Consider the following 22,647-nt stretch of genomic DNA (forward strand, 5'->3'; position numbering starts at 1 on the left):
CGTGAAGCGCCGCAGTTCCCGCAACGCGCTGCCGAGGTTGTTCCAGGCGCTGGCTTCATTGCGGGTGTCGTGAAGTGTCCTGCATGCGTCGAGAGCGAGGGAACGGACCACGAGGAGGTCTTGGAGACGTCGACGCCATCCCAGATAGCGGCCGAGGGCGAAGCCCAGGTCACGGCCGGCGTGGGGGTTGGTGTGGGCGGTGGCGATGAGGTTTTCCCGTTCGGCGTCAAACCACGACAGTGCCTCTTCCCGGTCAGGGAACCGGGACGACACCACACTGCCAGGGGGGCGGAAATGGGTGTCGGCTGCCTCGGCGTGCTCGGCGTAGTAGTTGATGAGCCGGGTGCGTGCCTGGTCGTAGCGGCGGCGTGGGTCGCGGCCGCGGGCCTTGACCGCTTCTGCTTGTTCATTCGCGTAGGCGCGCAAAAGGTCATGCATTTGCCACCGGCCGCGGACCGCAGGGTTGCGCTCGATGAGGTGACTGGCAGCCAGCCGCCCCAGAAGGCGTTCGGTAGCCGGCTTAGGCTGGTCGGCCAGGACGGCGGCGGCCGGGGTGGAGATGTCGGGGCCGGGGTTGAGGGACAGCAGACGAAAGAGATTCTGCTCCTGCAGTGAGAGCCGGTCCAGGGACTGGTCGAACATGGCCCGCAGGCTCCGCTGCCCGTCGCTCAGCCCGTCCAGGACGCCTTCCGCCTGGCTGAGGGCATCGGCACGCTCGGACAACGGCTGCCCGGGATCCTGGGCCAGGAGCGCCGCGGTGATCTGCAGAGCCAGGGGCAGGCACCCGCATGCCAGCACCACCCGCTCGGCAGCACCCGGGTCCTCCTCAACCCGCACGTCGTCAGGATCGTTCTTCTTCAGCGCCGCCTGGAGCAGGGCGACGGCGTCCTCGGGCTGGAGACGGTTGACGGTCCGCATCCGCCCGAGCCCGGCAAGACCATCCCGGGACGTGACGATCATCCCGTGATGCCCTGGTGGCAGCAGCGGCTGCACCTGGGCAAGAGCGGAGGCGTTATCGGCGACCACCAAAAGCCGCTCACCCGCCTCCTGCCGCGCATTCAACTGCGACCGGTACAACACCTCCCGGCCCGCCCCCGGCGGCGGAAGATGCTCAGGCCGCACCCCCATCGACCGCAGCAACGCCTCCAGAGCATCCTCCGCCTGCGCAGGGTGAGAGTCGTAGCCCCGCAGATCGACCAACAGCACACCGGTGAACCAGTCCCGCTGCTGCGCAGCATGCCCCCCGGCGTAGGCCAGGGTCGTCTTGCCGACCCCGCCCCACCCCGACAACACGGCCACCGCAGGCCCGCCCGCGGGGCGGTCGGGGTCCAGCACCTTCAGGATGAACGCCAGGTCGTCCGCACGCCCGGTGAACTCCTGCGGCAACGCCGGCAGCGCGTCCAGCGCGGTCGGCACAGGCGCGTACTGCTGCACGAAGGTGTTGGCGGTCAGCGAGCCCTGCCCCAGCACCTGACTGTTCGTGAACGCCGCATCCCGATAGTCATTCCGGACCCCGCCACCCGACTGCCCCTGGCCCTGCTTCCGGGGATCCCCACTCTTCTCGCCCTTGCCCTTGCCCTTGCGCTTGGCGCTGCCCTTGCCCCCCACGACGCAGTCCTACTTGTCGTAGTTGTTCGTCACGGTCATGCTCCCGCTACCCAGGACCTGACTGTTCGTGAACGTCGCACGGCTGAAGTCGTTGTGCACCGTGCCCGCCGGCTTGGCAGCCTCCGCCTCAGCGACCAGAGCCTGCAGCTCAACGACCACCTGCTGCTGCTCCGCTTCCGGCAACTCCTCAATCAGAGCTTCGAGACGGGTCTGCCACCTGGCAACCTGCGCGATCTCCACCCGCCGCGCCTCGTCGCCCTCCTGGGCGGCCTCGAGTACGGCCCGGGTCTGGTCCAGGCGCTCCAGTTCCGCCTGCTCGCGTCCGGCTTCCCCGCGGCCGAAGAGCCGCGCGAAGCCACCCCGGATCCCGTTCCACGCATCCGTGCCCGCGGCCTGCACGATCGCACCGCCCCCGGCAGCTGCAGCAGCGACGAGTCCCTCGACCAACATGGCATTCCCCCGCATCACAAGAAAGGACCATCAGAGTAGTTCGACAACGCACCGCTATCAGCCAGTTCGTCACAAGAGCCCCACGCATCGAGGCAAGGGCGAAGCTGGCGCTGAGCTGGCTCCCCTCGTCGGCCAAGGGCTTCGGAACGGCGGCGAGATCGACGGCCAAGCGGCGGCGCTCCCGTGGTCCTGCTCTGGCTGCGGCGCCGGCCGCTGCGCCTCGTCGTCGGCGCCGAGCTCGGATGCGTGGATCGCCCGGGCGCCGGTGACGGCCCCTGCCCAGGTCCGTTCTTTCCCGCCGTGTGTCCGGGCGAGCTGCCCGGCCAGGCCGCGTTGATGAACCCCGGCCCGGCGCAGCTCTGCGAGGACGATCTGAACGGCGTGAGAGCGTTCCTGCGACACCGGCCGCCCTCCCCGGACGCCTAGCTCTGTACCCCGCCCCGCTCCTGCGCCGGGCCTGCTCGTCCCCACGCCCTCCAGGTGCGCAGCTTGGAACGTCTCGGCGGTCTGCTGGTCGTGGGCAGTCGACCTGGTCGATCGTGACCACCTGCTGTGGGGACGGCGTTTTCGGGCATCTTGGTTCAGACACCAGCCGCAGAGTGGCGGGGGTGATCATGTGCTCGCCGCCGTGGCGGTCTGCTTGGTGTTCGCGTAGCATCCGCATCTCGGGGGACCGTCACCCTCTTCCCGTCCTCGCTCGTGGGGACCTCGGCCGTTGGGTGTACGCCGTGGATGTCCGACGGCCGGAAGGATTCGCCTGACTGGCTCGCTTGACCGGTGTGACGATACGGCTATGGATGCCGAGTCGCTCTTCCTTGACCTGTATGACTCCGTGGCGGACCGCGCCGACTATGCCCAGTCCGATTCGCAGGCGCGCAATTTCCTGTCCGAGGCAGTCATCACCGCCCTGACCGCAGCCACACTCGGTGCATTCGTTACCGGTTTCGCCCAGGCCTTTGGTGACAGAATCACGCAGGGCACGGCCGACCGCGTACGGGCCTTGTTGAGTCGTTCTGCCGAAGAACCGGGCGAAACCGGCGGTGCTGCCGCCAGCCTGTCCGCCACCGAGCCCAGCGCTCAGCCGGAGCAGCTGCGGGACGGTTCGACGGAGCCGGCAGTGGAGGCCCTGCGGCTGCTAGAGCGCTACCTCCCCCTGCTGCGGGAGTCCACGAGCGAGCAGCGGGCGGCGGAGGAGCGTTGGGTGGCCCGGGAACTGGAGGCACAGGGCTTTCCGCCGCACGTCGCCGCCGCCGTCGCCGCCGACATGGTGGCCCGGTTGCGCGCGGCAGGCGGCGCGGCCGAGGAAGGCAGCCACTGATGACCAGCGTGCAATGGTTCCATGACCACTGGGCTGATAAGACCGTGGGCGACTGGTGGACCCGGCGCTGGGTGCACGAATTGGTCCGTCGCCTCAAGACGGACGAAGACCCCGCACATTGGACGGAATCCGTTGCCGAACTCAGATCAGAACTGGACGAGGTGATCCCCAATCAGGCCGCCAATCCCTTCACCGCCGCACACCTGTATTTCGCCCTTGACCTGGTCGACACGATCAACCTGGTACAGGAGCACAGGCAGATGGCCCCGGGCTACCTGATCCAGGTAGCTCTCACCGACAAGGAACTCGCAAAGGCTGCCGGATTCCCCGCAGCCCCCGTCTGTAACCCGCCGAGAGGGAGCAGCCTGCCTGCGGAAACGCGACCCCGCCGCAACCTCCTAGGCCGTTACCCCAAGGTCCCGCTGGACGGGCGACTTCCCCTAGCCGGCCTGCCGGACCAGTGGTTCCGCTACCTGCTGCGCCACAACCAGACCGGAGTCCTGAAGTCTCTTTACCAGCTCAGCCACGACCGCGGGTCAGCCTCAGTTCTGCACTGTGTTCGGAACAGCAAGAACCTTGCAGAGTGGCACGCGGGCATGGCTCTACAGATCGTCGCTTACGCCGGACAGATGCTCACCCCGGTCTCCGACCATGGAGTGGCCTTTGCCCCTGGAGAGGCGCCTGATCCCTCTGGCCTCGACGCGCGGTACCACCCGCTCGCGCAGCTATTATTTTCCCCCGATGAACTGACGTCGCTGAGGCGCCAAGAGGCCTACATGTCCGAGCAGTTCGCACACCTCTTCACGGCTGTGATTTTCGGACTGCATCTTCAGGAGAACCTCGATGCCCTCGTCAGGGCGGTGGGTGAGGCCTGCGGCGGCTTCCTGGAAAAACGCAAGTCTCTGCGCGCGATGCGGGGCCGCTATGAGGCTCCTCCCTACCTCATCCCTGAACTTGACGCTTTGCTCAAAGCTGCTGCGGCCCGGGCTTCAGCAACCGGAGTGGCGGCCGACGACGACAACGCTGAACTAAACGGGTAACGAAGAAGGCGCTCAGGCTCCGAGATCCTCTCGCCTGTTACCGTCCCAGCAGGAGGCACAGACGCGGCGGCGGGCCATGCCTCCAAGGCCGCTTGCCGCGGTGCCGAATACCCTCGTTGGGTATCCGCCGGCGGTCCCCTGGGATCCGTCCACGGTCTGTGAGGTGGACAGAAGAATGAGCGCTCTGGACGGACCCCAGCGGATCCCCAGCAGACGTCTGGACAGACGATTCGGCGGCCTCGCCGGTGAAACAGCTGGCCTGCGGACGCACGGAAAGGCTTTCAGGGCCTGAGGCCTCCTGAGGGCTGAATCCCCGGGCCGGTGCGCACCATCCCTTCCAGCATTGGGCGCGTATAAAGCCGCCCTCTCCACGCACCACTGCAGGTCAAGCCCCATTATTCCTGCGGTGAGTCCTCACACTGCCCCTCTTCCACCTGGCTGCCTGGCTGTGGGTGTAGTGGCTGGTGGAGGGGGCATCGAGGAAGCGAAGTGGCGCGCTGCGATGGTCCCTTTTACCCGGTCTGTCGCGGGGCTCCGTACTGAGCGGCGCTGCACTTCTGGTGTCGGTCCTTCGGCTTCCGCGCCCCCTCGTTACCTCTTCACGGACACGTATGCGGGTTCTCCCTCATCCGGGTCTCCCGGCTCGCCGAAGAGCTTGACGTCCCACCACAGCACCTTCTCCTGGAGCCAGTGAAACCCCGCGGCCAGCTCCCAGGGTTCCAAGCTGGTGGTGAACCTGGCTTCCGCATGGCGAGCGCCCTTTCCCCGACGGCCTTTGAGCGTGAGCCATTGCTGGGACTCATGGTCGAACTGCAGATGACCGTGCACGAAGCGATGCCGACTCTCGAACTGCTCCTTGCACCGCTCAAGGACCACGAGCAGCGCCTCGCGCGAAGCGGAAGGAACGCGGTCTTCCTCGATGGCCTCAAGGCTCTCGATGCACCGCTTGGCGAAGAATGAGCCTGTTCCCCCGGCCTCGTAGGCGTAGGCCCGGGGCGCGCCCGCAAGGTGCACCAGAAGGCCGTGGAGCGTGTACTCCAAGAGCGCTGCCTCACGGACGAGGAGGCCGACTCCTATCGTGAGCTCCGCCTCCTCCTCGTCCATGCCGGCCGCGAGCCACGGGATCGGGGGAGCGAATGCTGGAACACTGGATGCTTCCTCGGGGTCAGAATGGGACGGGAGCGACTCTGGCATGTGTGCCTCCATGGTGGTGCTGATGCGCCTGTGAGACCCACGCGACCTGCGCAAGGTTGCCCAGCACAGGTCCCTCACCGCCTCGGCAAGGGTGGGCACAACGCCACCGGCTCTACTCCGGCTGCGACGTCGGCCGCTGCGCTTCGCTGTCCGTGCCGAGCTCGGATGTGTGGATCGCCCGGGCGTCGGTGACGGCCCGTGTGCGATCTCTCGGTTTTGTGACAGTGGGGTGAGAGACAGCGTGGCTTGGGGGTGTTGGTGCTGGTCGTGGGTTGTTTCGGGGCTACGGGGTCACTGTTCTGGAGGTGAGAGACCTGCAGAGCATCGCTGTGGCGGAGCGTTATCGCGGGAGGGGTGATGCTGTCTCAGTTTCGTGAGTTCTGATCCGCTGGCCGATCGGTGTTGGTGTGCTCGGGAGTGTGCATCAGGGAGAGCAGGACCCGGCCCTGGAAGGGACGGATGGTGGTTCGAGTGGGGCTTTGCCGGCTGCGTCGGTTCGGGCGTTGCGGGGACCGGCGGTGCGCCGTCTGCTGGCCCTGCGTCGGGAGGGGAAGCTCACCACCACGCGGGTGAGGTTGGCGGCGGACGTGCTGGGGGTGCGGGAGCGTGCGGTGTGGCGGTGGCTGGCGGCCGCGGAGCGGGACGAGGCTGCGGCTCGGGCACCGGGGGAGCGGGCCGCGTATCCCGGGCGGTTCACGGTTACTGATGAGGTCCGGGCTCTGCTGGCCTTATGGAAGGGCAACGTCGCCGCGGTTCATCGTGAGCTGGCCGCTCGCGCGGCCAGGGGCGAGGGGGATCCGCCTCCCTCAATCCCGACGCTGCACCGGGCGATCCGCCGGGACCTGACGCCGGGGCAGCGGGCCGGGCTCGCGGGAGGGGAGCGGGCGGCGCGGAAACACGATGTGTTCCTGGCCCGGCCACGGGGCTGGCGCAACCAGGTGTGGGAGACCGACCACATGCAGGCCCCCGTCCTGGTCGATGTCGAGGGCAGGGCGCGCAGGCCGTGGATCACGTGGTTCACCGACTGCGCCACTAACGCGATCACCGGTGTTGCCGTGACGCCGGTGCATCCGTCGCGGGAGTCGGTGCTGGCCGCGCTGCGCTCCGCGGTCCTACGCGAGGAACCCTACGGCCCGTTCGGCGGCCTGCCCGAGAAAGTACGAGTGGACCGCGGCAAGGACTTCCTGTCCAGGACGGTGACCGCCGCGTTCGATCTGCTGGACGTCACGGTGGAGGACCTGCCCGCCTACACCCCCCACCTCAAGGGCACGGTGGAGGGCCTGAACCGGGCGGTGGAGGGCATGTTCCTGGCCGCGCTGCCCGGCTACGCCCGCCAGCCGCGCCCCGGCAAACGCCCTTCCCGCCCGAAGGACGAGGTGCTGCTCGGCTTCGAGGACTTCACCGCCCGTCTGCTGGACTGGACACGGTGGTGGAACACCGAACACCAGCCCGCGCCGTTGCGGGGCAGGACCCCGCTTGAGGCGTGGCAGGAGGATCCCACCCCGCTGCGGGACGTGGCCGCGGCGGATCTGTGGACATTCACCCTGGAAGACGCCGGCACCCGCACACTGACCACCCGCGGTATCCGATTCAGGAAACGTGACTACGTGGGGCCGTGGATGACCGGTCTGGCCGGGATCCAGGTCCGGGTCCGTTTCATGCCCCACCACGACCATCGGATCGAGGTCTACCACGCGGCTACCGGCCGCTACCTGGGGCCGGCGGACCTGGCCGACCAGGCCACCGAGGAACAGGTCAGCGCGGTACGGCGGGCACGGGCCGCCCGCAGCCGCCGCCTGAAGAAGGACCTCGAAGCTTCCCAGCACGAGCGCTACGCCGCTGCCACCCAGGCCGAGCCCCCTCGACGGCTCGGCGCACTGAGCGGTGCACAGGCCGACGCCGAACTCGCCCGGAGTGTCGGCACCAGCCTGTCGCAGCTTGCGCTGCCGGACGTCATCCCGCCCGCCGCACCCCCGGCCGACTGGCGCACCCCTGCTTCCCTGGCTGCGCTGACCACGGCGGCCTGGCCCGCCCCGCTCCCGTCCAGCCGTGACTCCGCCCCCGCAGTCCCGGACGGCCCGGCCGAGCGGGCCGCACCTTCTACCACCGATGCAGACGGAGACGCCTCGTGACCGCGGCCACTTACCAGTACGTCGACCTGCCCGACGCTTCCGTGGTCACCACCCGCGCTCTGCTCACCGCGCGGGAGAACATCGGCGATACGGCCGCTGCCCGCGCGATGATGTGTATCCACGGCGGCGCCGGCTTCGGCAAGACGCTCGCCGTCAACACCTGCCTGCGTGAACTCGAACCCGGCGAGGACGTCCGCCGGGTCACCTTTCGGGTCCGTCCCACCGCCCGAGCGGTGCGCTACGAGCTGTTCACCGCGCTCGACCTGGCCGGCGAGCCGCCGCGCCACCCCAGCGAGTTCGACCGTCTGCTGAAGACCGCTCTGGCCGAGCACCCTCGCACCTTCCTCGTCGACGAGGCCCAGTGGCTCAACGGGGAGGCGTTTGAGTACTTCCGCTATCTGTGGGACGAGCCCTCCACCCAGCTGGCGATCATCTTCGTCGGCGGTGAGGGCTGCCACACCGTGCTGCGCCGCGAACCGATGCTCTCCTCCCGCATCTTCATCTGGCAGCACTTCACCCGCCTCACCCCGGACGAGGTCCTCGACGTCATCCCGCTGTTCCACCCCGTCTGGGCCGATGCCGATGCCGATGCCGATCCCGACGACATCACCTTCGCCGACAGCCACGCCGCACACGGCAACTTCCGCGCCTGGGCCCAGCTGACCGCGCACACCCGCACCGCCCTGGCACGCACCGGCCGTCCCCGCGTGGATCAGGAACTGCTGCGCTGGGCCTTCAGCCGCCTCGCCTGAGCACCTACACCACCCATGCCTCCCGCCGCGCGGTCGCCGTCCGTCATCGTGGTCATCGACCGCGATGACGACGTCATCCACACCCACACCGCCCTGGCCGCCCACCATCCGCCGTCCGGCCGGATCACGTTGCACCCCGGACCGGGCACCACCAGCGAGACCGGCCTCGCCCACGACCTTCTCGCCGCCCTGGGTAAACCGCCCCTGCTCCCGGGCCGCTTCCCCGGCGGCCGTCAGCCCGCCTGGGAAGCCGCCACGGCCTGGATGACCGCCCTGCCCGCCACCCGTCTGACCGTCCTGCGCGCCCACCGCCTCACCGCCCGCCGCACGATGCGCCTGCTGCAGCTACAGGCCCGCACCGGGATCCACCTGACCCTGGTCTGCCACCGCCCGCACCTGCCCGCAGCCCTGCACCAGGCGCTGCGGACGGCCGACCACGTGGTGAGCGCCGACGTCGAGACCGCACGGCGCCACCACTACGGCCCCACCCTCGGACAACCGCCCCACCCGGGCGTGGAGGAGAGCGCCTGCCCTTCCCACCGGTGGCTCACCCTGCCCGCGCTGGAGCGTCTTGTCTCCTACGACAGCCCCCGCCCGTGCACCGACCCGTGCACGCCGCCCCCGATCGCCTTCCGCCACCGCCCGCGGCCTGCCCCTCTCACGGCGCGCACCGCCCACAAGGCCGCCCACCGCCTGCACACGGCGACCGCCCACCCCCGCCTGGCCGCGGCTCTGGCCACCGCACTGTTCACCGGCGCGTCCCTCCAGCAACTGGCCACCGCCCGCCCCGACGACTACGACACCGCCGTGGCCACGCTCGCCCTGCACGACCGCGTCCGCTACACCGACGGCTGCGCCGCCCACCCCGTTCCGCCCTGGGCGGCCGTGTTCCTGCGGGCCGCGGTCTGCTTCACCCGGCTCGTACCCGGCGAGGACCGGGAACTGCTCGCCGCGCCGGGCGACCGCGCGCACCTGCTGCGCGTGGCGGAGGCGGCCAGGCTGCGCCCGCCCCAGCCGCCCGCGGCCCGCCGCAAAAGCCCGGCCGGCCGGGTGGAGTGGGACTGGCGCGAGCGCAAGGAAGCCGGGCACTACGCAGCGATCCCGCCCGGGCGCGCCAAGCCCTCGTGATGCCCCCGGGGCGCGTCCGCTCGGGGAGGCAGGCTCAGAGGATCGAGAAGTCGGCGAACTCGACGTCGTCGAAGGTGATGTGCAGCCCATGACCGCGCCGGCCCCAGTCACGGAAGTAGGCATGTCCCAGCGCGCGGGCCAGGATCACCGTCTGCTGCTCCTTGCCCGCGCCGGCGTCCTGTGCGGCGAACAGCTCCCGGGCGACCTCTCGGGGCAGGCCTTGGGTGATCCACCGTACCCGGGGGTCGTCCGAGGATCCGGCCGGTGCGGTGAACCCGAAGCGCGCCCTGGTGTGCAGGACGATGCCTTCGGCCTCGGCCCGGGCGCGCAGGCGGGCTCGTATCCGCGGCTGCGACCGGGCCAGGACCGCTTCCTCGATCGCCCGGACCTGCCGCGGGCCCGGCCGCCGGCGCGCCGGGGACTTCGTCGTCACCCACCGCTGCACGGTGCGCTGCGACACCCCCAGATGTGCGGCGACCCTCCGGGTGGAACCCCGGTGCGCCGTCAGGAGGAAACGCAGGCGTGCTTCGGTGCTCGAAGGGACGGGGCGGGTACGCAACACCCGCTCCAGCCCTTGGCCGATCTGTCCCACACCCGTCTCCAAGCGGCCGGTGGGCGGGGCCTTGGTACCCCGCGGTCCACAGGGTCGGTTCTCCCACACGGCCCGCCCCTGTCCGCCCGTTCTCGCATTCTCGAGACAGCACCGGCCGGTGCAGGCTACGAGCCTGTGGGCAGGCACCGGCGACATGCTGACGGCGCGGATCAGTACCGGGGTTACGGCCGTGAGCTGGAGACCGGCCCGGTCAGTGCTGTCGCCCGAGCCCTCCCGGCATGCCCGCTTCTCCAGGCTTCGTGGCTGTTCGGCGAGACCCTGTGGGCCGGATCACGGGGCCGCGGCGGTGCGGACTGGAACAACCCGGGACTGCTGTCGGTTCAACTGGCTGTGGGTACGGAGGGGACAGTGTCCCCGGGCCTCACCTGTAGCCCATGGGGAAGATCGTTCGGCTGAAGCCCCATGGAGCCCTCCGCCGAGAGGCGACCGCCCTCCGCACCCACACCCCCCTCGGCCCCGGCCGGCCTCCCCCGGCCGCCCGGGGCTTTCCCGCGCATCCGCCCACCGGTCCGGCCCGGCAGCCTCCCGGGGATGAGGGCGCACATGTGACCGCTCACGCCCGCGCCGCACGGATGCTTCTCCCTGTCGCGTCAGACCGGGATGCAGCAGGAAGATCAGGGGCGTACCGGCGGGGAGTGGTCGCCGGTACGTCACCGCCGTGATGCCGACGGCGCTCGGAGCGGTGCGTGCCGACCCGACGGCGAACTCTTTTCTCGCGGCGCTGCGCCACCCCTCCGCGCCTGATTGCCGGTCGGACACCCCATCCCCGGCCGGCGGGATGCCATTGGTGCACGGCACGGCACGGCAGAGTCAGTTGTCGTCGTGTGTGGCCGGGCTGCGGGATTCGTGCCCCTGCGGACGGGTCGTGTCAGGCGGGTTGGTCTCCGGTGACGCGCTGGGAGCGGGAACGCGGGGCGGAGGTGGGATGGGTGTGCGCATGACTACCGGTGGGATGGGCCTGGATCCGGGGATGTTGATGCGGATGCGAGTGGTCAGCGTCGTCTCCGTCCTTGGGGCGCACGGGCCCTCCGGTTGCCGGCTGGGGGTTGTGTTCCCTGCCCCGTGCACGGGGCAGCGGGCCCCAGGTGTGCAGACGGCCGGGGGGAACGGCTGCGGAGGGAGCCGTCTCGCGAGGGGAAGGGGCGGGGGCGGTGCAGGCGTGTCCGAGGAGGGAACTGCCCATCCGTTCCCGGCCGGCATGAGGTCGGCCCACGTGGGCGCTGACGGCGGTGTCGCGGGTGATGGCCACGTACCGGAGGTCCGCCGGGGCAGAGGAGGACGTCCGCCGAGGCCGGGCACCCGCAGGGACAGGGTGGGAGTGTCCACCGCGGGGGCGGGCGGGGTGATGGCGGCGAGCGTGTACGGCTCCGGCGGGGGAGTGCCGGCGCCGGATCCCGAAGGAGCCACGCCGCGCGAACCGGCCACGGGAGGCGCGGGCGCGCAGCTCGAACACAGCTGCGGTACCCAGCCCCGTCCGTCGTCGTATCCGAACGAGGGCCGGCGGCACTGGGGGCAGGCGAGCTCCCCGCGGCGCTGCGCCTGGTCGATGAGGAGTTCCCGGCTCATCCGCGCGGCGGCGTCCTCGTCGGCGGTGGACGGATCGGGCACATGGACCAGGATCTTGAGAGCGGGCTCCTTGCGTGCCGTGGACTCCAGCTCGCTCATCAGCAGCTGCAGGTCTCTGGGCGTGACCCGGTCATGGACGGTCAGCATCTGCTGCGCGGTCGGGCGCCGGCGTGAGCGCAGCCGGCTGCTGCGCCGGTCGGCATCCGCCCGGTCCCATGCCTTCGTCCACTCGGGAAGTTCGCTCCTGCGGACGTTGCACGCCTCGGCGAAGGCCGCCACGAACGTCCGGCTGGGCGTGGAACTGCCTTTGAGGACCCTGCCGACCGTGCTGTGCGGGAGGCGCCCCAGGCCGCCCAGACGCACGTCCAGGGAGCGCAGGGGCGGCCTGCCGTCGTCGTGGTGGAGGTCCACGATCGCCGCGTGCAGGTCGGCGAAGTCCTTGACGACGCTGATGTGCACCCCGCTGCGGTGGCCGCTGAACACGCCCTGGGCGCGGGCCTCGTCGCGCCGGGCGTGCTTCCACAGCCGCTCGGCATCCTTCGTGCTCAGACCGCAGGCCGCGGCATAGGCGAGGACCACAACCATGTTCTGCGGCACGGCACGTCCCGAAGCGGCGCGCGCGAGAGTGTCCGCGCTGTACTCGGTGCGAGCGGCGAGCTGCTCGTAGGTCACAGCGGCGGTGGCCCTGCCACTGCGCAGCCAGGTCACCAGAGCCAGCAGCGACCGGCTGCACGGGGGGATCGGATTCTCTCGGCGCGCCATCGGACCCTCAGGCCTGCGCGTGCCGCACCGCCGTGGCCCTGCCGTGCCGCAGCCTCACCAGGAGGCGACGGCCCAGGGACACGGCCTCCAGGACCAGGACGAGCACGCCGACCGCCGGCATGCCGGCTGCTGCCAGGACGGCGGCGACGATGATGATCACGATGAGGACGGCCGCCTCGGGCGCCGTCAGGGGACGCGAGGTGCCGCACGTTGCCTTGTTCAACTCACTGCCTCACTACTTGAAAGGGTCAACTACACGTACCGCGGACTCAACTGCGGGTGCTGCGGGCTGTGCTGATGGTGCACCCGGGCCGGTTGCCGCCACCCCGGGGTGGTTAGCGATGTTGCAGCATCCCGGCCCGTAGCACTAACCCCCAGGCACCCAATCCGCAGGTGTGTCCCTTGGCCGCTCCAGGCCCACGTCAGCCCCCTCCTGGGGGTTGTGGCTGATCAAGGGCCGTGCCGCAGGTTCCATTCCGCAGTTCCGTCCCACCTTTCAACGGGCACGATGGTGACCGAGAGTGATAATCCGCAGGACCGTTCCGCGATCCACTACCGCTTTCGGACACGCCGAAACCCACATCGCCGCAGCTCAGAACAGCACTTGCCATCCCGGTTCCCGCACCCGCGTCCCACCCTTGACCTTCCGGCCTACATGCCTGATCTTTGTGCGTGCCTGACTGCCTGCCTCACGGCCGCCAGCGGGCTCTCCGAAGGGCTGCGGGCAACAGAGTCACCCAGGAGATGGACCAGTCCCGTTGCCGCGGGTTCGGTCCACTGTTCTGGCGCCGCCCATCGCGGCGCCAGAACAGCAACGGGCCACCGCCCCGGAGCCAGGAGGACCTTCCGCCTCGCGCCGCTCACCCCAAGGGGGCGAGCCGCCACGACCCGGATCAACTCCGCACCGAAGCCTGGCACCCATCGGCTTCAAGGGCGGAGAGCAGAGAACAGCGCCCGCTCGTCCCGCCCCCTCACTCGTTCGGTAGACAGCCCTCGCAGCCCTGGCCCATCGGAAGGCATTGAGGGCCGTCTGGCTGGCGAAGTCCCCTGATGACACGATGGTTTGCCGGGATGGATGGGGGAGTGCGTGCGGGCTGACAAGCGGCGGATCCAGACGGCGGTGCTGGGCGGGGCGGGCTCCGAGGAGCCTTTGATGCTTCCGATGGAGGCGATCGAGCTGGACGCCTTCCGCCATGCGTGCGGGCATCTCTCGTCCGGTACGGGCGGCGGTGCATGCGGGGCAGGCCGGCCCCCATGGGGCGACGACCTCCTCACCGCGCATCAGCCGCCCGACCGGGCCGCTCCCGTATTTGCCGCACGGCTCTTCCCTCTTCCATGCGGGCAGCGCCTCCTCAAGCACGTGCTGCGGAACACGGCAGAGTGCGGCGACTCGTTCGCGGGCCTGCGCGTTGAGGTGGATCTCGCTGTCCGGGTACAGCATCCCGGTGAGGTTCTGCAGCCCGCCGACATCGGTGACGGCGGCCAGCACCTCACGGATGCCGAGGTGGTAGCGGGCGGCGATCCTGTGCAGGAACGACAGCGTCAGCTCCCCGCTCAACGGAGCGATGCGTCCTGCTGCGCCGCCCATGATGGCGGGCGTGATCCCGCCAGATGCAGCTTGTGCCCGTCCCGCCCGCCGGCTCCGGGGCAGGCGGACGGGCTCGGGCGTGTTGCGCCGGTGCGCCATAGCGGACGCCCTACTGCTTCCGCCGTACGGGCCCGGCCTGGTCTTCGGCGGCCGCGTCGAGCTCTACCTCGCCAAGCAACTGCTTGGTGATCCGTTCTGTGCCTTCGGTGAGGGCGATGAGGGCGATGAGGGCGGCTTCGCGGATGAGGCGGGAGAGACTGCCGATCCGCCCTCCGGTGCAGGCATGGAGGTAGGAGGCGTGCTTGACCAGGGTTCCGGGTCGGTGTGCGCGCAGCCGCAGCAGGTCTTCCATGGCCCCTACGAGGTCGTCCCAGACCGCCCGGTCCTGCTCTGTGGCATACGCCAGCGGGCGGTGGCGGAAGATTTTGAAACGGCCGGCGATCTGCGCCCCGCGCACCCCGCTGAGCCGCGAGGAGGTCTCGACATCGATCGCGGAGTACACGAACGTGGCCGGGATACGTTCGCCGAGGTGCTTCAGCTGGTCAGAGGTTTCCGCGCCGGCGCGCCGCTGGGTGTCCAGGAGGTGGACGTCGTCGATGAGGACGAGCTGGGTGCCCAGTTCGCACAGCAGGTCGCATACGGCGCCGGTGATCTGGGTCTGGTTGAGCCGGTCGGTGAGGGGCATGCCGAGGAACCGGGCGAATTCGCTGACGAGCATCTTGGGGGTGGCGGCCGGCGGCACGCTGATGAACAGCACGGGCCTGCGCTCCGTATGTCCTGGATGCTGGCGGGCGTCGGCCAGCTGGAAGGAGCGCCCAAGCGCCATCATCGTGGTGGTCTTACCCGTCGTGGCCGGCCCGGAGATGATCAGGCCGCGCCGGGGCGCCGGCCTGCTGGCGGCGGTTGAGCAGCAGCAACCGGCGTACGGCGGTGAACACGCTGTCCATGGCCGGAGTGCGCATGACGGCGAGTTCGGAATGGTAGTCCTCGCGCTCCGCCTGAGACCAAGCGCCGTCGGTGACGTCACGCGCGGATGCAGGGGCTCGGTGGACGAAGGCATCCCATCCCTGCCAGACGGTCGGTGGGGCCAGCGGGGCGAACCCGACGGCACCGGTGGAGATCGGGCTCACCATCGCAGGGACTCCTCGAAGGGGTCGTAGACCGTGACCCGGGGACGTCTCGGTGCAGGCAGGCCGGCTTTCTGTACCGCGCCGGTTGGGGAGTCACTCTGCGGTGGGTGTTCAGCCGGCCAGATGCTCAGGGCGCCGTCGTCGGCCAAGGGCGCCTCGTCGTCCTCGCTGTCGCCGAAGCCCTCATCGTCCCCGGGCTCATCGGCTTCTGCCTCCAACTGCCGGCCGTACAAGACCCCCCACACCGCACCATCGGTCGCGGCAGCGCGAGCGCGGGCGGCGACGACCTTCTCCCGCCGGGTGCCATGTCCGGCGGCAGCGCGTTCCAGCAGCTCGCGCAGCGCGAGCGCCAGGTCGTGCTCGTGCTGCGCGCGGTCTGCGCGGCGAACGACGGTGCGCTTGACGTACTGCCAGGTGAAGTCGGTGAACGGGGCGCTGACCAGGGTGTGGTGGATCCACGGCACCGCCTCCCACCCGTACCCCCGCGACTGGTCTGACTTCGGCAGCCGTACCCAGATCTGGCCGGGAGCGTGCGGGTTGTAGTGGATCTCCCACAGACCGTCCGCCGTCGGCGAATGCTCGCCGCGGTAGGGGTTGAGGACCTTGTGGTCGTAGGTGCGGTAGTCGATGCGGATGCCGTAGTCGTTGATCTTCTGCCGCTTGACCGGCATGAGCTCGATGTAGTCCTCACGTCCCAGCGGCACCGGGACGTACCCGCACACGGCGACCAGCGCCGCCCACATCTCATTCGGCGACAGCGCACAGCGGGGCATCATCGGGTGCCGCAGCCCGTCGTGCTCACGCTCCTGCCACCCGCAGATGATCCACTCCTGCAGCAGGTCGTCCAGCTGGGCCAGCGTCCACACCGCCTCCCCTTCGGCGTCCTGGCCGCGCTCGCCGGTGTGCGAGCCGGTGTAGCTGGCCACATGCTGCACGAACAGTGTGTTGATCGAGGAAAAGGTGCGCTCCACATGCCCCTTGGCCGGGCCGTTGCCCGGCGGCGCGGGCTGCACGGAAATTCCCAGCGACCCGCAGGCGGCGATGAACGAGGACGACACGAACACCTTGCCCTGATCGACCACGATGGTCTTCGGGGTGATCACCGGACGCGCTGCCGCGCCCTCCAGCCGGGCATCCACGCCCAGCAGCCGCTCTTAGGGCACCACCGAGCGTTCCATCGCCAGCGCCTCGGCCCAACCGGGCCGCATCGGCGCCGGGACCATCATCTGCGCCAGCAGCAGCGCCGCGTCCACGCTGCGGATCCCTTTCGCACGCAACACGGCGGCGCAGATGGTCCGGGTGGCGACATCGAGCGCGATGGTCAGCTCGGGCCGTTCCACCACTCCGTCGTCGAGGACCACGAAGGCGTCCAGCACGGTGCTGTCCATCATCACCAGCTCACCAGCTCACCAGCTCACCCGGAGCCAGCACCGTCGTCGGCACGAACGGAGGAGCCGGCCTCGCTGAGCGCCAGCGACGCTGCCGCGCACTGCCCAGCAGCCCACGCCCGTCAGCCAGGGCGTGCACCAGCCGATTGAACGTCGCGCCCGAGGGCAGCCGCACCACCCCCTCCCCGTACTGCTCGGCCAGCAGCCGCTCGGTGTACACCCGCAACCGCCCCAGCGTCCCGCTGGAGCGCTCCCGCCCTGTCGCCAGCACCTCCCGCAGAGCGGTCACCACCCGCTCGTCCGCACGCCCCAGCACCGTCCGCGGCCGGGTGGCACGGTGGTCCACCAGCCCCCACACCCCGTCCTGCCGGTAGCGGGCCCGCATCCGCCGCACCGTCACCGCGCTGGTGGGCATGCCGGCCGCCGACAGCTCCGCAGCCTTCGCCTCCTCCCGCTGCGCCAGCGTCCGCGTCTGCGAGTCGTACTCCGCCCGCCGCGTACCCGCGTCACCGGGCTCGCCCGGCTCCCCCGTCTCCACCTCCCGCACATGCCGCTCCCACGCCAGGGCCCGTTCCCGCACCGCCTCGGGCAACGACTGCAGCAAGCCCAGCGGCGGCACCCTGGACACCCCCGGAGCGTCCAGGACTTCAAACCCCGCATCGGCGAACAGCAGCGACAGCAAAACCGCCGCTACAGCACCATCCTCGGCGACCAGCCCGACCTGCCCGTCAGTAAGGGCCGCCACCGTCCAGGTACGCTCCGCGAACCGCACCTGGCATCCCAGCTCCACCACCGGCCTGCCCGGCATCCCGCCACCCACCCTCACTCTGCTGCCTGGGCCCACACCGACATCCGCTCATGCATCGCTGCCCCCAGGTCCGCCCCCAACCGCCCCGCCCACAGGGCATGGAACAGCGCAGGAAGCACCAACAGCGGATCCCCGACCCTGCGTACGCCCTCCCACAGCGGCGCCGGCTCGGCGAACGCCTCCTGCAGCGCGTCAGCCATCAACCCACCACCGTGGTGCCGGGGGTGCCGGTACCCGGCCAGCCAGGTCACATTGCGCCGGTAGACCGGATCGACAGGACCGAGCACCCAGTACCGCCAGCCCACCGCCGTACAGATCTCTCCGACCACCGCAGCAACAGACCGCTGGCGCCGAGACAGCTCTCCCCTTGCTGTGCAGTCGACCAGCACTCCCTGGCCGTCGACCAGCCGGAGCATCAGCTGAGGAGCATGCGCCCGCACCCCACTGGACACACGCCACCGCAGTTCAAGCGGCCGAGCGGCCAAACCGCTGACACGCGGGTCGCGGTCGAGAATCATCACATGCAGTCGCATCGCTGCGGACCCGTAATGCACCAGCCGTCCGGTTGTCGCCGACCACCACCATCCCGGTGCCAGCCGCTTGCCCGTGCGGACCGGGAACGGCTTCAGCGGCGGACAGTTCTCGAAGAGCACCTCGGCGGCAGCCGAAGACCACCTCGAGCACTCCATGACCCCACCCGCGGCCCGGAACAGCACATCCACCGCCTCGACTTCCGGCCGCCGCGCCCCTGCCCCGCCCCACCCAGCCTCCTGCATACAGAACCAAACGGCTTATCGGCCCATCCGGTAATGGGCACGCACGACCCATCGCTGAAGTCAGTCAGCCGCGCCCGGACTGTTCTGCCGCCCAGGTGTAGCCCAGCTCGGCAAGGGCAGCGAGCTGGGCGGCGTCCAGGCGGTCACGCCTGACCCTCTGGTTACTCAGAAACACACCCAGCCTGATCGCCGAACCGTCCGCCATCTCCTCAATGTGCCCCCTTCCAACGACGGTTCTGCCTTCACGCTGGATGTACTGCGTGAGGGCCGCCAGCCCGCGTTGGAACGCCTGCTGCGCCTTGCTCGAGCCCTTCGTCGCACGCGCGCCGACCGGGGCGGCGGCGGGCGCTTGGTCAGGCTGCACGCCGATCACGGTCAGCCGCTGCTGCTGCTCCTCGGAGAGTTCCGTCCAGCTGCGGCGTTGCCGATGGAGCCATCGTCCGATGTCGTCGCCATCGAACCGCACCCCGGGCGCGATATCGGGCAGGACTCCGCCGGCCTCGTCGCCGGCGAGGTCGGCGAGGATGCGGTGGTGGCGTTGCCAGTCGAGCGGCCAGGGGCAGTTCCAGTCCGGGTCGATCGCGGTCAGCTGCTCGGCGCGGGCGGCGGCCCGTTCCGGGTCTTTGCCCAGGCCGTTCTTCGTGCCTTTGCGCCTCAGGTTGGCGAGGAGCTGTCCGATGGCCAGCTGCTCACTGTCACCCTCGCCTTCGCCCCAGACGGCGTCTTGTCGGGGTGCGAGGTGCCCGGTGGCCCGCCGGTACGCGCGCAGGGCGGCGAGCTTGGCCTCCCAGGCTTCCTCGCCGGGCTCCCAGACCATCCCGGCTTCCGGCGTGTCCAGCAGGACCTTGCGCCGGTCCTCCAGCTCCCCGGCCCGCAGCGCCTTCCGCTGCTGGTGCACCCACCGCCCCAGCGGGAAGTCCTTCGTGACGCCGACCTCGACCTCGACGTCGTAGGGGACGGCGTACAGCCCGGTGATGCCGTGCTCGGCTCGCCAGCGGAGCAGGGCCTGGTACCCCTCCAGCCAGACCAGGGACTCGGGCCGGTAGACCCGGGTCCGCAGGAACGCGGCGATGGTCGCTGGGTCGCGCGGGCTGGAGAAGTGGAGCAGCGCGGACTCGGCAGCGGCGTCGGTGTCGCCGGTCTCCTGGTCCTCGGCGTTGCGTGCGCCGCTGGCCCCGACGATCCGCCCGTCCTCGTCGCGCTGGATGTGGACCTTGCGCTTGCCGCTGGTAAGCGCGCGGGAGGCGAGCTGCTCGACCAGGCGCTCATCGTGGCTGCGCAGGCCCTGGAGGACCGCTACGAGCGGCTTGAAGCTTGCGGAGGCCACCATGTCCGTCGGGTCCTCGTTCGGCTCCAGGAACACCGGCACGATGATCCGGGCGACCTTCGTGGTCCCGTCCGGGTTGGGCCGGAGCGCGCGGCCGATGTTCTGCACGATCTCGACCTGAGAGCCGCGGGTGTCCGCGAAGCAGATCGCTTCGACGCCCCGTGCGCCGGTGATGTCGACGCCTTCGCCGAGGACGCGTACGGATGCGAGGAACGCCCGGTGGACCCGCCGGCCGCACGCGTCGATGCCGTTGGCGAACTGGCGCAGGGTCTCGCGTCGCTCGGCGACGAGGTGGTCCCCGCACAGCCACTGCGCCCAGACCCGGTCCGGGGGTACGTGCCGGCCGGTCTCCAGCTCGTACGGTTCGGCGCCGATCGAGGAGCGGGGGAGCAGTGCCGCCTGCTCCATGGCGGCCTCGGCCACCCTACCGTCCGTGCCCGCCGCGGCGTACAGCTCAGCCGCGGTCTCGGGCAGCTTCGCCGCGAACGCGGCGGCTTCCTCGACCCGCTGGTGGAACGTCATGACGGTCTTGAGGTTGTGCCGCGCGGAGTGTTCCAGGAGTGCGGCCTGGAGCAGGGCCAGGCGCCGGCCCCGCAGCCCGTCCTCCGACAGCGCGAGCACGGGGTCGGGGTCGCGGATCTCCAGCACGTCGATCTCGAACCCGGCGAGGATCCCCCGCTCCACCGCCTCCGACAGCCCCAGCTCCGCCCCGGGCAGCCAGGCCCCGTAAGTGCCGTCCGGATCATCGCTCATGCTCGCGATCACCGGCTCGGGCCCGTCCGCGCCCGGCCGCGGCCGGGACGCGGCGAAGAGCCGGGGGGTGGCGGTCATGTAGAGCCGGAAGGCGGCCGGAATCCGCATGTTGTCGTGAACCGCGGCCCATGGACGCCCCAGATCACCCGCGGTGGAGTGCGCCTCGTCCACCACCGCGAGGTCGAACGGGGCCATCACCTGCCCGTACAGCCGCTCCCCGCCCGCGAGCGCGGCCTCCAGCGGCCCGCGCACCTTTCCCGGGCCGGCCGGGCCCTCGGCGTCCTCGCGGTCCACCAGGGAGGCGTACGTGGCGAACACGACGACCGGCCCGGCCCCGGCCCACAGGGCGAGCTGAATCGGGTTCGTCGTCGTACGCACCCCGAGCTGCTCCAGGACCACATCGTTCTCCAGCGAGCACACCGCGACCATCGGCACCCGGTGCCCGACCCGGCGCCACGCCTGCGCGGTCTGCACGAGCAGGTCCAGGGTCGGCACGGTGACGAGGATCCGGCCGCCGGGGAAGCACTCCAGCGCGGACGCGGCGGCCATGATCGTCTTCCCCGAACCGGTCGCGGACACGATCGTGCCCCGCGCTCCCTGAGCGGGCACAAAAGATCTTGCAGGAAATCCAACCCATCTACGGAACGCCGACTTCTGGGCGACCTGATGTTCCCTGAGCTGAATCACAGACATTCCCATGGCCTCCGACGACTTATTCCGGTGGTTTTCAGACGGTCGTGGCGGGCGAGAACGGCGGTACGGAGACCGTGCCGTCCTCGCCGACCACGATCCGCTCGGCGAGCTGCGCCAGGACCTCGATGGGCTCCATACCAGCCCGGGTGGCCGACTTCCGGATCAGCCGGCCGGAGCCCGCGGACAGCCACAGCTCCGCCCGCAACCCGTCCTGCCGCCGCCGGTAGACATCCCAGCCGGAGCCCCCCATCAGGAGACTGACGCGCCGCCACTCCCAGTACTGCACCGCCCAGACCGCGACCAGCCGCTCCGAATCCGACCCGCACCCGGAGAACACCTCGCCCAGCAGGTCCCGTTCCGCCTCCCGCGCTCTGACCGCCGTCTCCGCGAACCGCTCTGCAACCACCGCCCCGGCTAGCGTCTCCCTGACGCCGAACCGGATCCCGCGCCACATCATCAGCACGCCGCATGCTCAATGCCCACGGGTCCTTTCTAGAAAAAGCATCCGCCGAGACAGAGTCTATAGCGCATGCCCCGTGTTTTCGCCAACGGTACATGCAGCATCTATCTGATGCAGTCCCTGTACCGGAATTCAATGCGAACGAGCGGCCCGGCTGGCCGAAGCGCGGGGGGACGTTGTGCCGGCCCCTGCCGGAGCTGCGGGATCTGCCGATGTGCGGTTCACGGACTGCTTCCGGGCAGACGAACGGCAGGCGGTGACGTTGGCCGCTCCAAGGATGCGAGGGCGGGGTAGCGATGGATGCGGCGAAGTGGTCGGTGGACCGTGAACGTCTGGAGCAGTGGGTTCCCGAGGGCGAGCGGATGACGGCCGGCTGTGCGGTGACCTACGGGCGCTCCCTGTGGGGTCTGGTGCCGCGCCGGGCGTCCCTCCTGCTGACCGACCGCCGTGTACGAGTCCTGCGCCACCTGGGCAATGACCTCCGCTACGGGATACGCGGTATCTGGTTCGAGATGATGCGAGGCGAGGCCACCGCGGTCTGCGGGAATCCGCTGGTGCGGGTGGAGTTCGACAAAGGGCAGGAGGTCGAGCTGCACCGGCGTGACGGCGGGGTGGAGCGCCTGCTGATCAGCCAGTGGGACGCGGTACACGCCGAAGCCCTGTACGAGGCGTTCCCTTCACCGGAGCCGGGCCCCCGATGATGCGATCACTACCCAGGGGCCGTGCGTTGGCCCCTGGGCGGGGCGGTCGGTGGGGGTGACTTCACTCTTCATTTGCTCGCCTCCGAGTTGGCGCGAGACAGCCGGCTGGATGGGCCGCCACAGTGCTGCATGTTCTTTCCTGGGGCCTGTACAAGAAGAAGCACCGGCACCCCACCTCCCGGTAGCCAGCAGCTCGCGAAGCGGGCCCCGCCTGAAGCGCAGCGGAAGGCGACCCTCACCGGTAGGTGACCCTCGGTCAACCCCGAAGCGCAGCGCAGGGGATGACCGAGGGGTGTGGGAGAGCGCAGCGAACCCAACACCAGGCCGAAGCGCAGCGCAGGCCAGCCTCACCCCGAAGGGGTGAGGCGCCCGGAGCGCAGCGCAGGGCTTCCCTTGCACAGCGCGCAGCGCTGTGGTACCCGCTCCGCGGGTAGCGCCTGGCCACGGCAACGACGAGCCG

At 70.2% G+C, this 22,647-nt stretch carries 19 protein-coding genes and 1 pseudogene; 6 read left to right on the top strand and 14 right to left on the bottom strand.

The features are described from left to right. Window positions 1–1,608: pseudogene (locus tag ACFC51_RS30785) on the bottom strand (regulator); the annotation flags it as partial. 9 nt (window positions 1,609–1,617) lie between these two features. Then, complete coding sequence (locus ACFC51_RS30790) at window positions 1,618–2,058, bottom strand: hypothetical protein (RefSeq protein WP_376377372.1); 441 nt, start codon at window positions 2,056–2,058, stop codon at window positions 1,618–1,620. 793 nt (window positions 2,059–2,851) lie between these two features. Between ACFC51_RS30790 and ACFC51_RS30795 the strand changes: the two genes are divergently transcribed. Both ACFC51_RS30795 and ACFC51_RS30800 read left to right on the top strand, forming a co-directional pair. Then, entirely contained in the window at window positions 2,852–3,376 is a 525-nt protein-coding gene (locus ACFC51_RS30795) for a hypothetical protein (protein ID WP_376377370.1), read from the top strand. Further along, window positions 3,376–4,416, top strand: a complete 1,041-nt coding sequence (locus ACFC51_RS30800; protein ID WP_376377368.1) for a hypothetical protein — start codon at window positions 3,376–3,378, stop codon at window positions 4,414–4,416. The genes ACFC51_RS30795 and ACFC51_RS30800 overlap by 1 nt, the downstream gene beginning before the upstream one ends. 591 nt (window positions 4,417–5,007) lie before the next feature. Here the strand turns inward: ACFC51_RS30800 and ACFC51_RS30805 are convergent. Then, window positions 5,008–5,610, bottom strand: a complete 603-nt coding sequence (locus ACFC51_RS30805; RefSeq protein ID WP_376377366.1) for a hypothetical protein — start codon at window positions 5,608–5,610, stop codon at window positions 5,008–5,010. A 518-nt stretch (window positions 5,611–6,128) separates the two neighbouring features. Between ACFC51_RS30805 and ACFC51_RS30810 the strand changes: the two genes are divergently transcribed. From ACFC51_RS30810 to ACFC51_RS30820, 3 genes are read left to right on the top strand one after another with little or no spacing between them, the layout of a single operon-like run. Continuing rightward, on the top strand, window positions 6,129–7,742 hold the full coding sequence (locus ACFC51_RS30810; protein WP_376531969.1) for a Mu transposase C-terminal domain-containing protein: 1,614 nt from the start codon (window positions 6,129–6,131) through the stop codon (window positions 7,740–7,742). Then, entirely contained in the window at window positions 7,739–8,494 is a 756-nt protein-coding gene (locus tag ACFC51_RS30815) for an AAA family ATPase (protein WP_376531971.1), read from the top strand. Before ACFC51_RS30810 ends, ACFC51_RS30815 begins: the two co-directional genes overlap by 4 nt. A 15-nt stretch (window positions 8,495–8,509) precedes the next feature. Beyond that, entirely contained in the window at window positions 8,510–9,622 is a 1,113-nt protein-coding gene (locus ACFC51_RS30820) for a hypothetical protein (RefSeq protein WP_376531973.1), read from the top strand. A gap of 34 nt (window positions 9,623–9,656) precedes the next feature. Here the strand turns inward: ACFC51_RS30820 and tpg are convergent, their stop codons facing one another. From tpg to ACFC51_RS30875, 11 genes are all read right to left on the bottom strand, one after another. Beyond that, complete coding sequence (gene tpg, locus ACFC51_RS30825; protein ID WP_376531975.1) at window positions 9,657–10,214, bottom strand: telomere-protecting terminal protein Tpg; 558 nt, start codon at window positions 10,212–10,214, stop codon at window positions 9,657–9,659. Between the two features lie 831 nt (window positions 10,215–11,045). Continuing rightward, window positions 11,046–12,563: a helix-turn-helix domain-containing protein gene (locus ACFC51_RS30830; RefSeq protein WP_376531977.1), complete on the bottom strand. Its 1,518-nt coding sequence runs from the start codon at window positions 12,561–12,563 to the stop codon at window positions 11,046–11,048. A gap of 7 nt (window positions 12,564–12,570) precedes the next feature. Further along, window positions 12,571–12,786 (bottom strand): hypothetical protein, encoded by a 216-nt coding sequence (locus ACFC51_RS30835; protein ID WP_376377339.1) that lies wholly within the window; start codon window positions 12,784–12,786, stop codon window positions 12,571–12,573. A 1,474-nt stretch (window positions 12,787–14,260) separates the two neighbouring features. Then, a complete protein-coding gene (locus ACFC51_RS30840; RefSeq protein WP_376531979.1) occupies window positions 14,261–14,980 on the bottom strand; it encodes a TniB family NTP-binding protein in 720 nt (239 codons plus the stop codon). 10 nt (window positions 14,981–14,990) lie between these two features. Further along, window positions 14,991–15,284, bottom strand: coding sequence for a hypothetical protein (locus ACFC51_RS30845; protein ID WP_376377335.1), 294 nt, complete (start codon window positions 15,282–15,284; stop codon window positions 14,991–14,993). Then, window positions 15,278–16,420, bottom strand: a complete 1,143-nt coding sequence (locus ACFC51_RS30850; RefSeq protein WP_376531981.1) for a Mu transposase C-terminal domain-containing protein — start codon at window positions 16,418–16,420, stop codon at window positions 15,278–15,280. Before ACFC51_RS30850 ends, ACFC51_RS30845 begins: the two co-directional genes overlap by 7 nt. Before the next feature lie 15 nt (window positions 16,421–16,435). Next, a complete protein-coding gene (locus ACFC51_RS30855; RefSeq protein WP_376531983.1) occupies window positions 16,436–16,672 on the bottom strand; it encodes a hypothetical protein in 237 nt (78 codons plus the stop codon). A 7-nt stretch (window positions 16,673–16,679) separates the two neighbouring features. Then, the gene (locus tag ACFC51_RS30860) at window positions 16,680–17,477 is read right to left on the bottom strand and encodes a hypothetical protein (RefSeq protein WP_376531985.1); all 798 of its coding nucleotides are present in this window, start codon (window positions 17,475–17,477) and stop codon (window positions 16,680–16,682) included. Window positions 17,478–17,491: 14 nt separating this feature from the next. Continuing rightward, entirely contained in the window at window positions 17,492–18,199 is a 708-nt protein-coding gene (locus ACFC51_RS30865; protein ID WP_376531987.1) for a TnsA-like heteromeric transposase endonuclease subunit, read from the bottom strand. A 118-nt stretch (window positions 18,200–18,317) separates the two neighbouring features. After that, entirely contained in the window at window positions 18,318–21,026 is a 2,709-nt protein-coding gene (locus ACFC51_RS30870) for a Helicase associated domain protein (RefSeq protein ID WP_376531989.1), read from the bottom strand. Window positions 21,027–21,060: 34 nt separating this feature from the next. After that, window positions 21,061–21,432 carry a hypothetical protein gene (locus tag ACFC51_RS30875; protein ID WP_376531991.1) on the bottom strand — a complete coding sequence of 124 codons (372 nt, stop codon included), beginning with the start codon at window positions 21,430–21,432 and terminating at the stop codon, window positions 21,061–21,063. A gap of 350 nt (window positions 21,433–21,782) precedes the next feature. On the opposite strand from ACFC51_RS30875, the gene ACFC51_RS30880 reads away from it, so the two are divergent. Further along, window positions 21,783–22,187, top strand: coding sequence for a hypothetical protein (locus tag ACFC51_RS30880; RefSeq protein ID WP_376377324.1), 405 nt, complete (start codon window positions 21,783–21,785; stop codon window positions 22,185–22,187). Window positions 22,188–22,647 lie beyond the last annotated feature (460 nt).

The sequence above is a fragment of the Streptomyces sp. NPDC055962 genome (assembly GCF_042270185.1).
Taxonomy (GTDB): Bacteria; Actinomycetota; Actinomycetes; order Streptomycetales; family Streptomycetaceae; genus Streptomyces.

Coding starts and splice junctions, on each gene's coding strand:
- ACFC51_RS30790 (WP_376377372.1), bottom strand. CDS start 2,058: ATGTTGGTCGAGGGACTCGTCGCTGCTGCAGCTGCCGGGGGCGGTGCG.
- ACFC51_RS30795 (WP_376377370.1), top strand. CDS start 2,852: ATGGATGCCGAGTCGCTCTTCCTTGACCTGTATGACTCCGTGGCGGAC.
- ACFC51_RS30800 (WP_376377368.1), top strand. CDS start 3,376: ATGACCAGCGTGCAATGGTTCCATGACCACTGGGCTGATAAGACCGTG.
- ACFC51_RS30805 (WP_376377366.1), bottom strand. CDS start 5,610: ATGCCAGAGTCGCTCCCGTCCCATTCTGACCCCGAGGAAGCATCCAGT.
- ACFC51_RS30820 (WP_376531973.1), top strand. CDS start 8,510: ATGCCTCCCGCCGCGCGGTCGCCGTCCGTCATCGTGGTCATCGACCGC.
- ACFC51_RS30830 (WP_376531977.1), bottom strand. CDS start 12,563: ATGGCGCGCCGAGAGAATCCGATCCCCCCGTGCAGCCGGTCGCTGCTG.
- ACFC51_RS30840 (WP_376531979.1), bottom strand. CDS start 14,980: ATGATGGCGCTTGGGCGCTCCTTCCAGCTGGCCGACGCCCGCCAGCAT.
- ACFC51_RS30845 (WP_376377335.1), bottom strand. CDS start 15,284: ATGGTGAGCCCGATCTCCACCGGTGCCGTCGGGTTCGCCCCGCTGGCC.
- ACFC51_RS30855 (WP_376531983.1), bottom strand. CDS start 16,672: ATGATGGACAGCACCGTGCTGGACGCCTTCGTGGTCCTCGACGACGGA.
- ACFC51_RS30860 (WP_376531985.1), bottom strand. CDS start 17,477: ATGCCGGGCAGGCCGGTGGTGGAGCTGGGATGCCAGGTGCGGTTCGCG.
- ACFC51_RS30870 (WP_376531989.1), bottom strand. CDS start 21,026: ATGTCTGTGATTCAGCTCAGGGAACATCAGGTCGCCCAGAAGTCGGCG.
- ACFC51_RS30880 (WP_376377324.1), top strand. CDS start 21,783: ATGGATGCGGCGAAGTGGTCGGTGGACCGTGAACGTCTGGAGCAGTGG.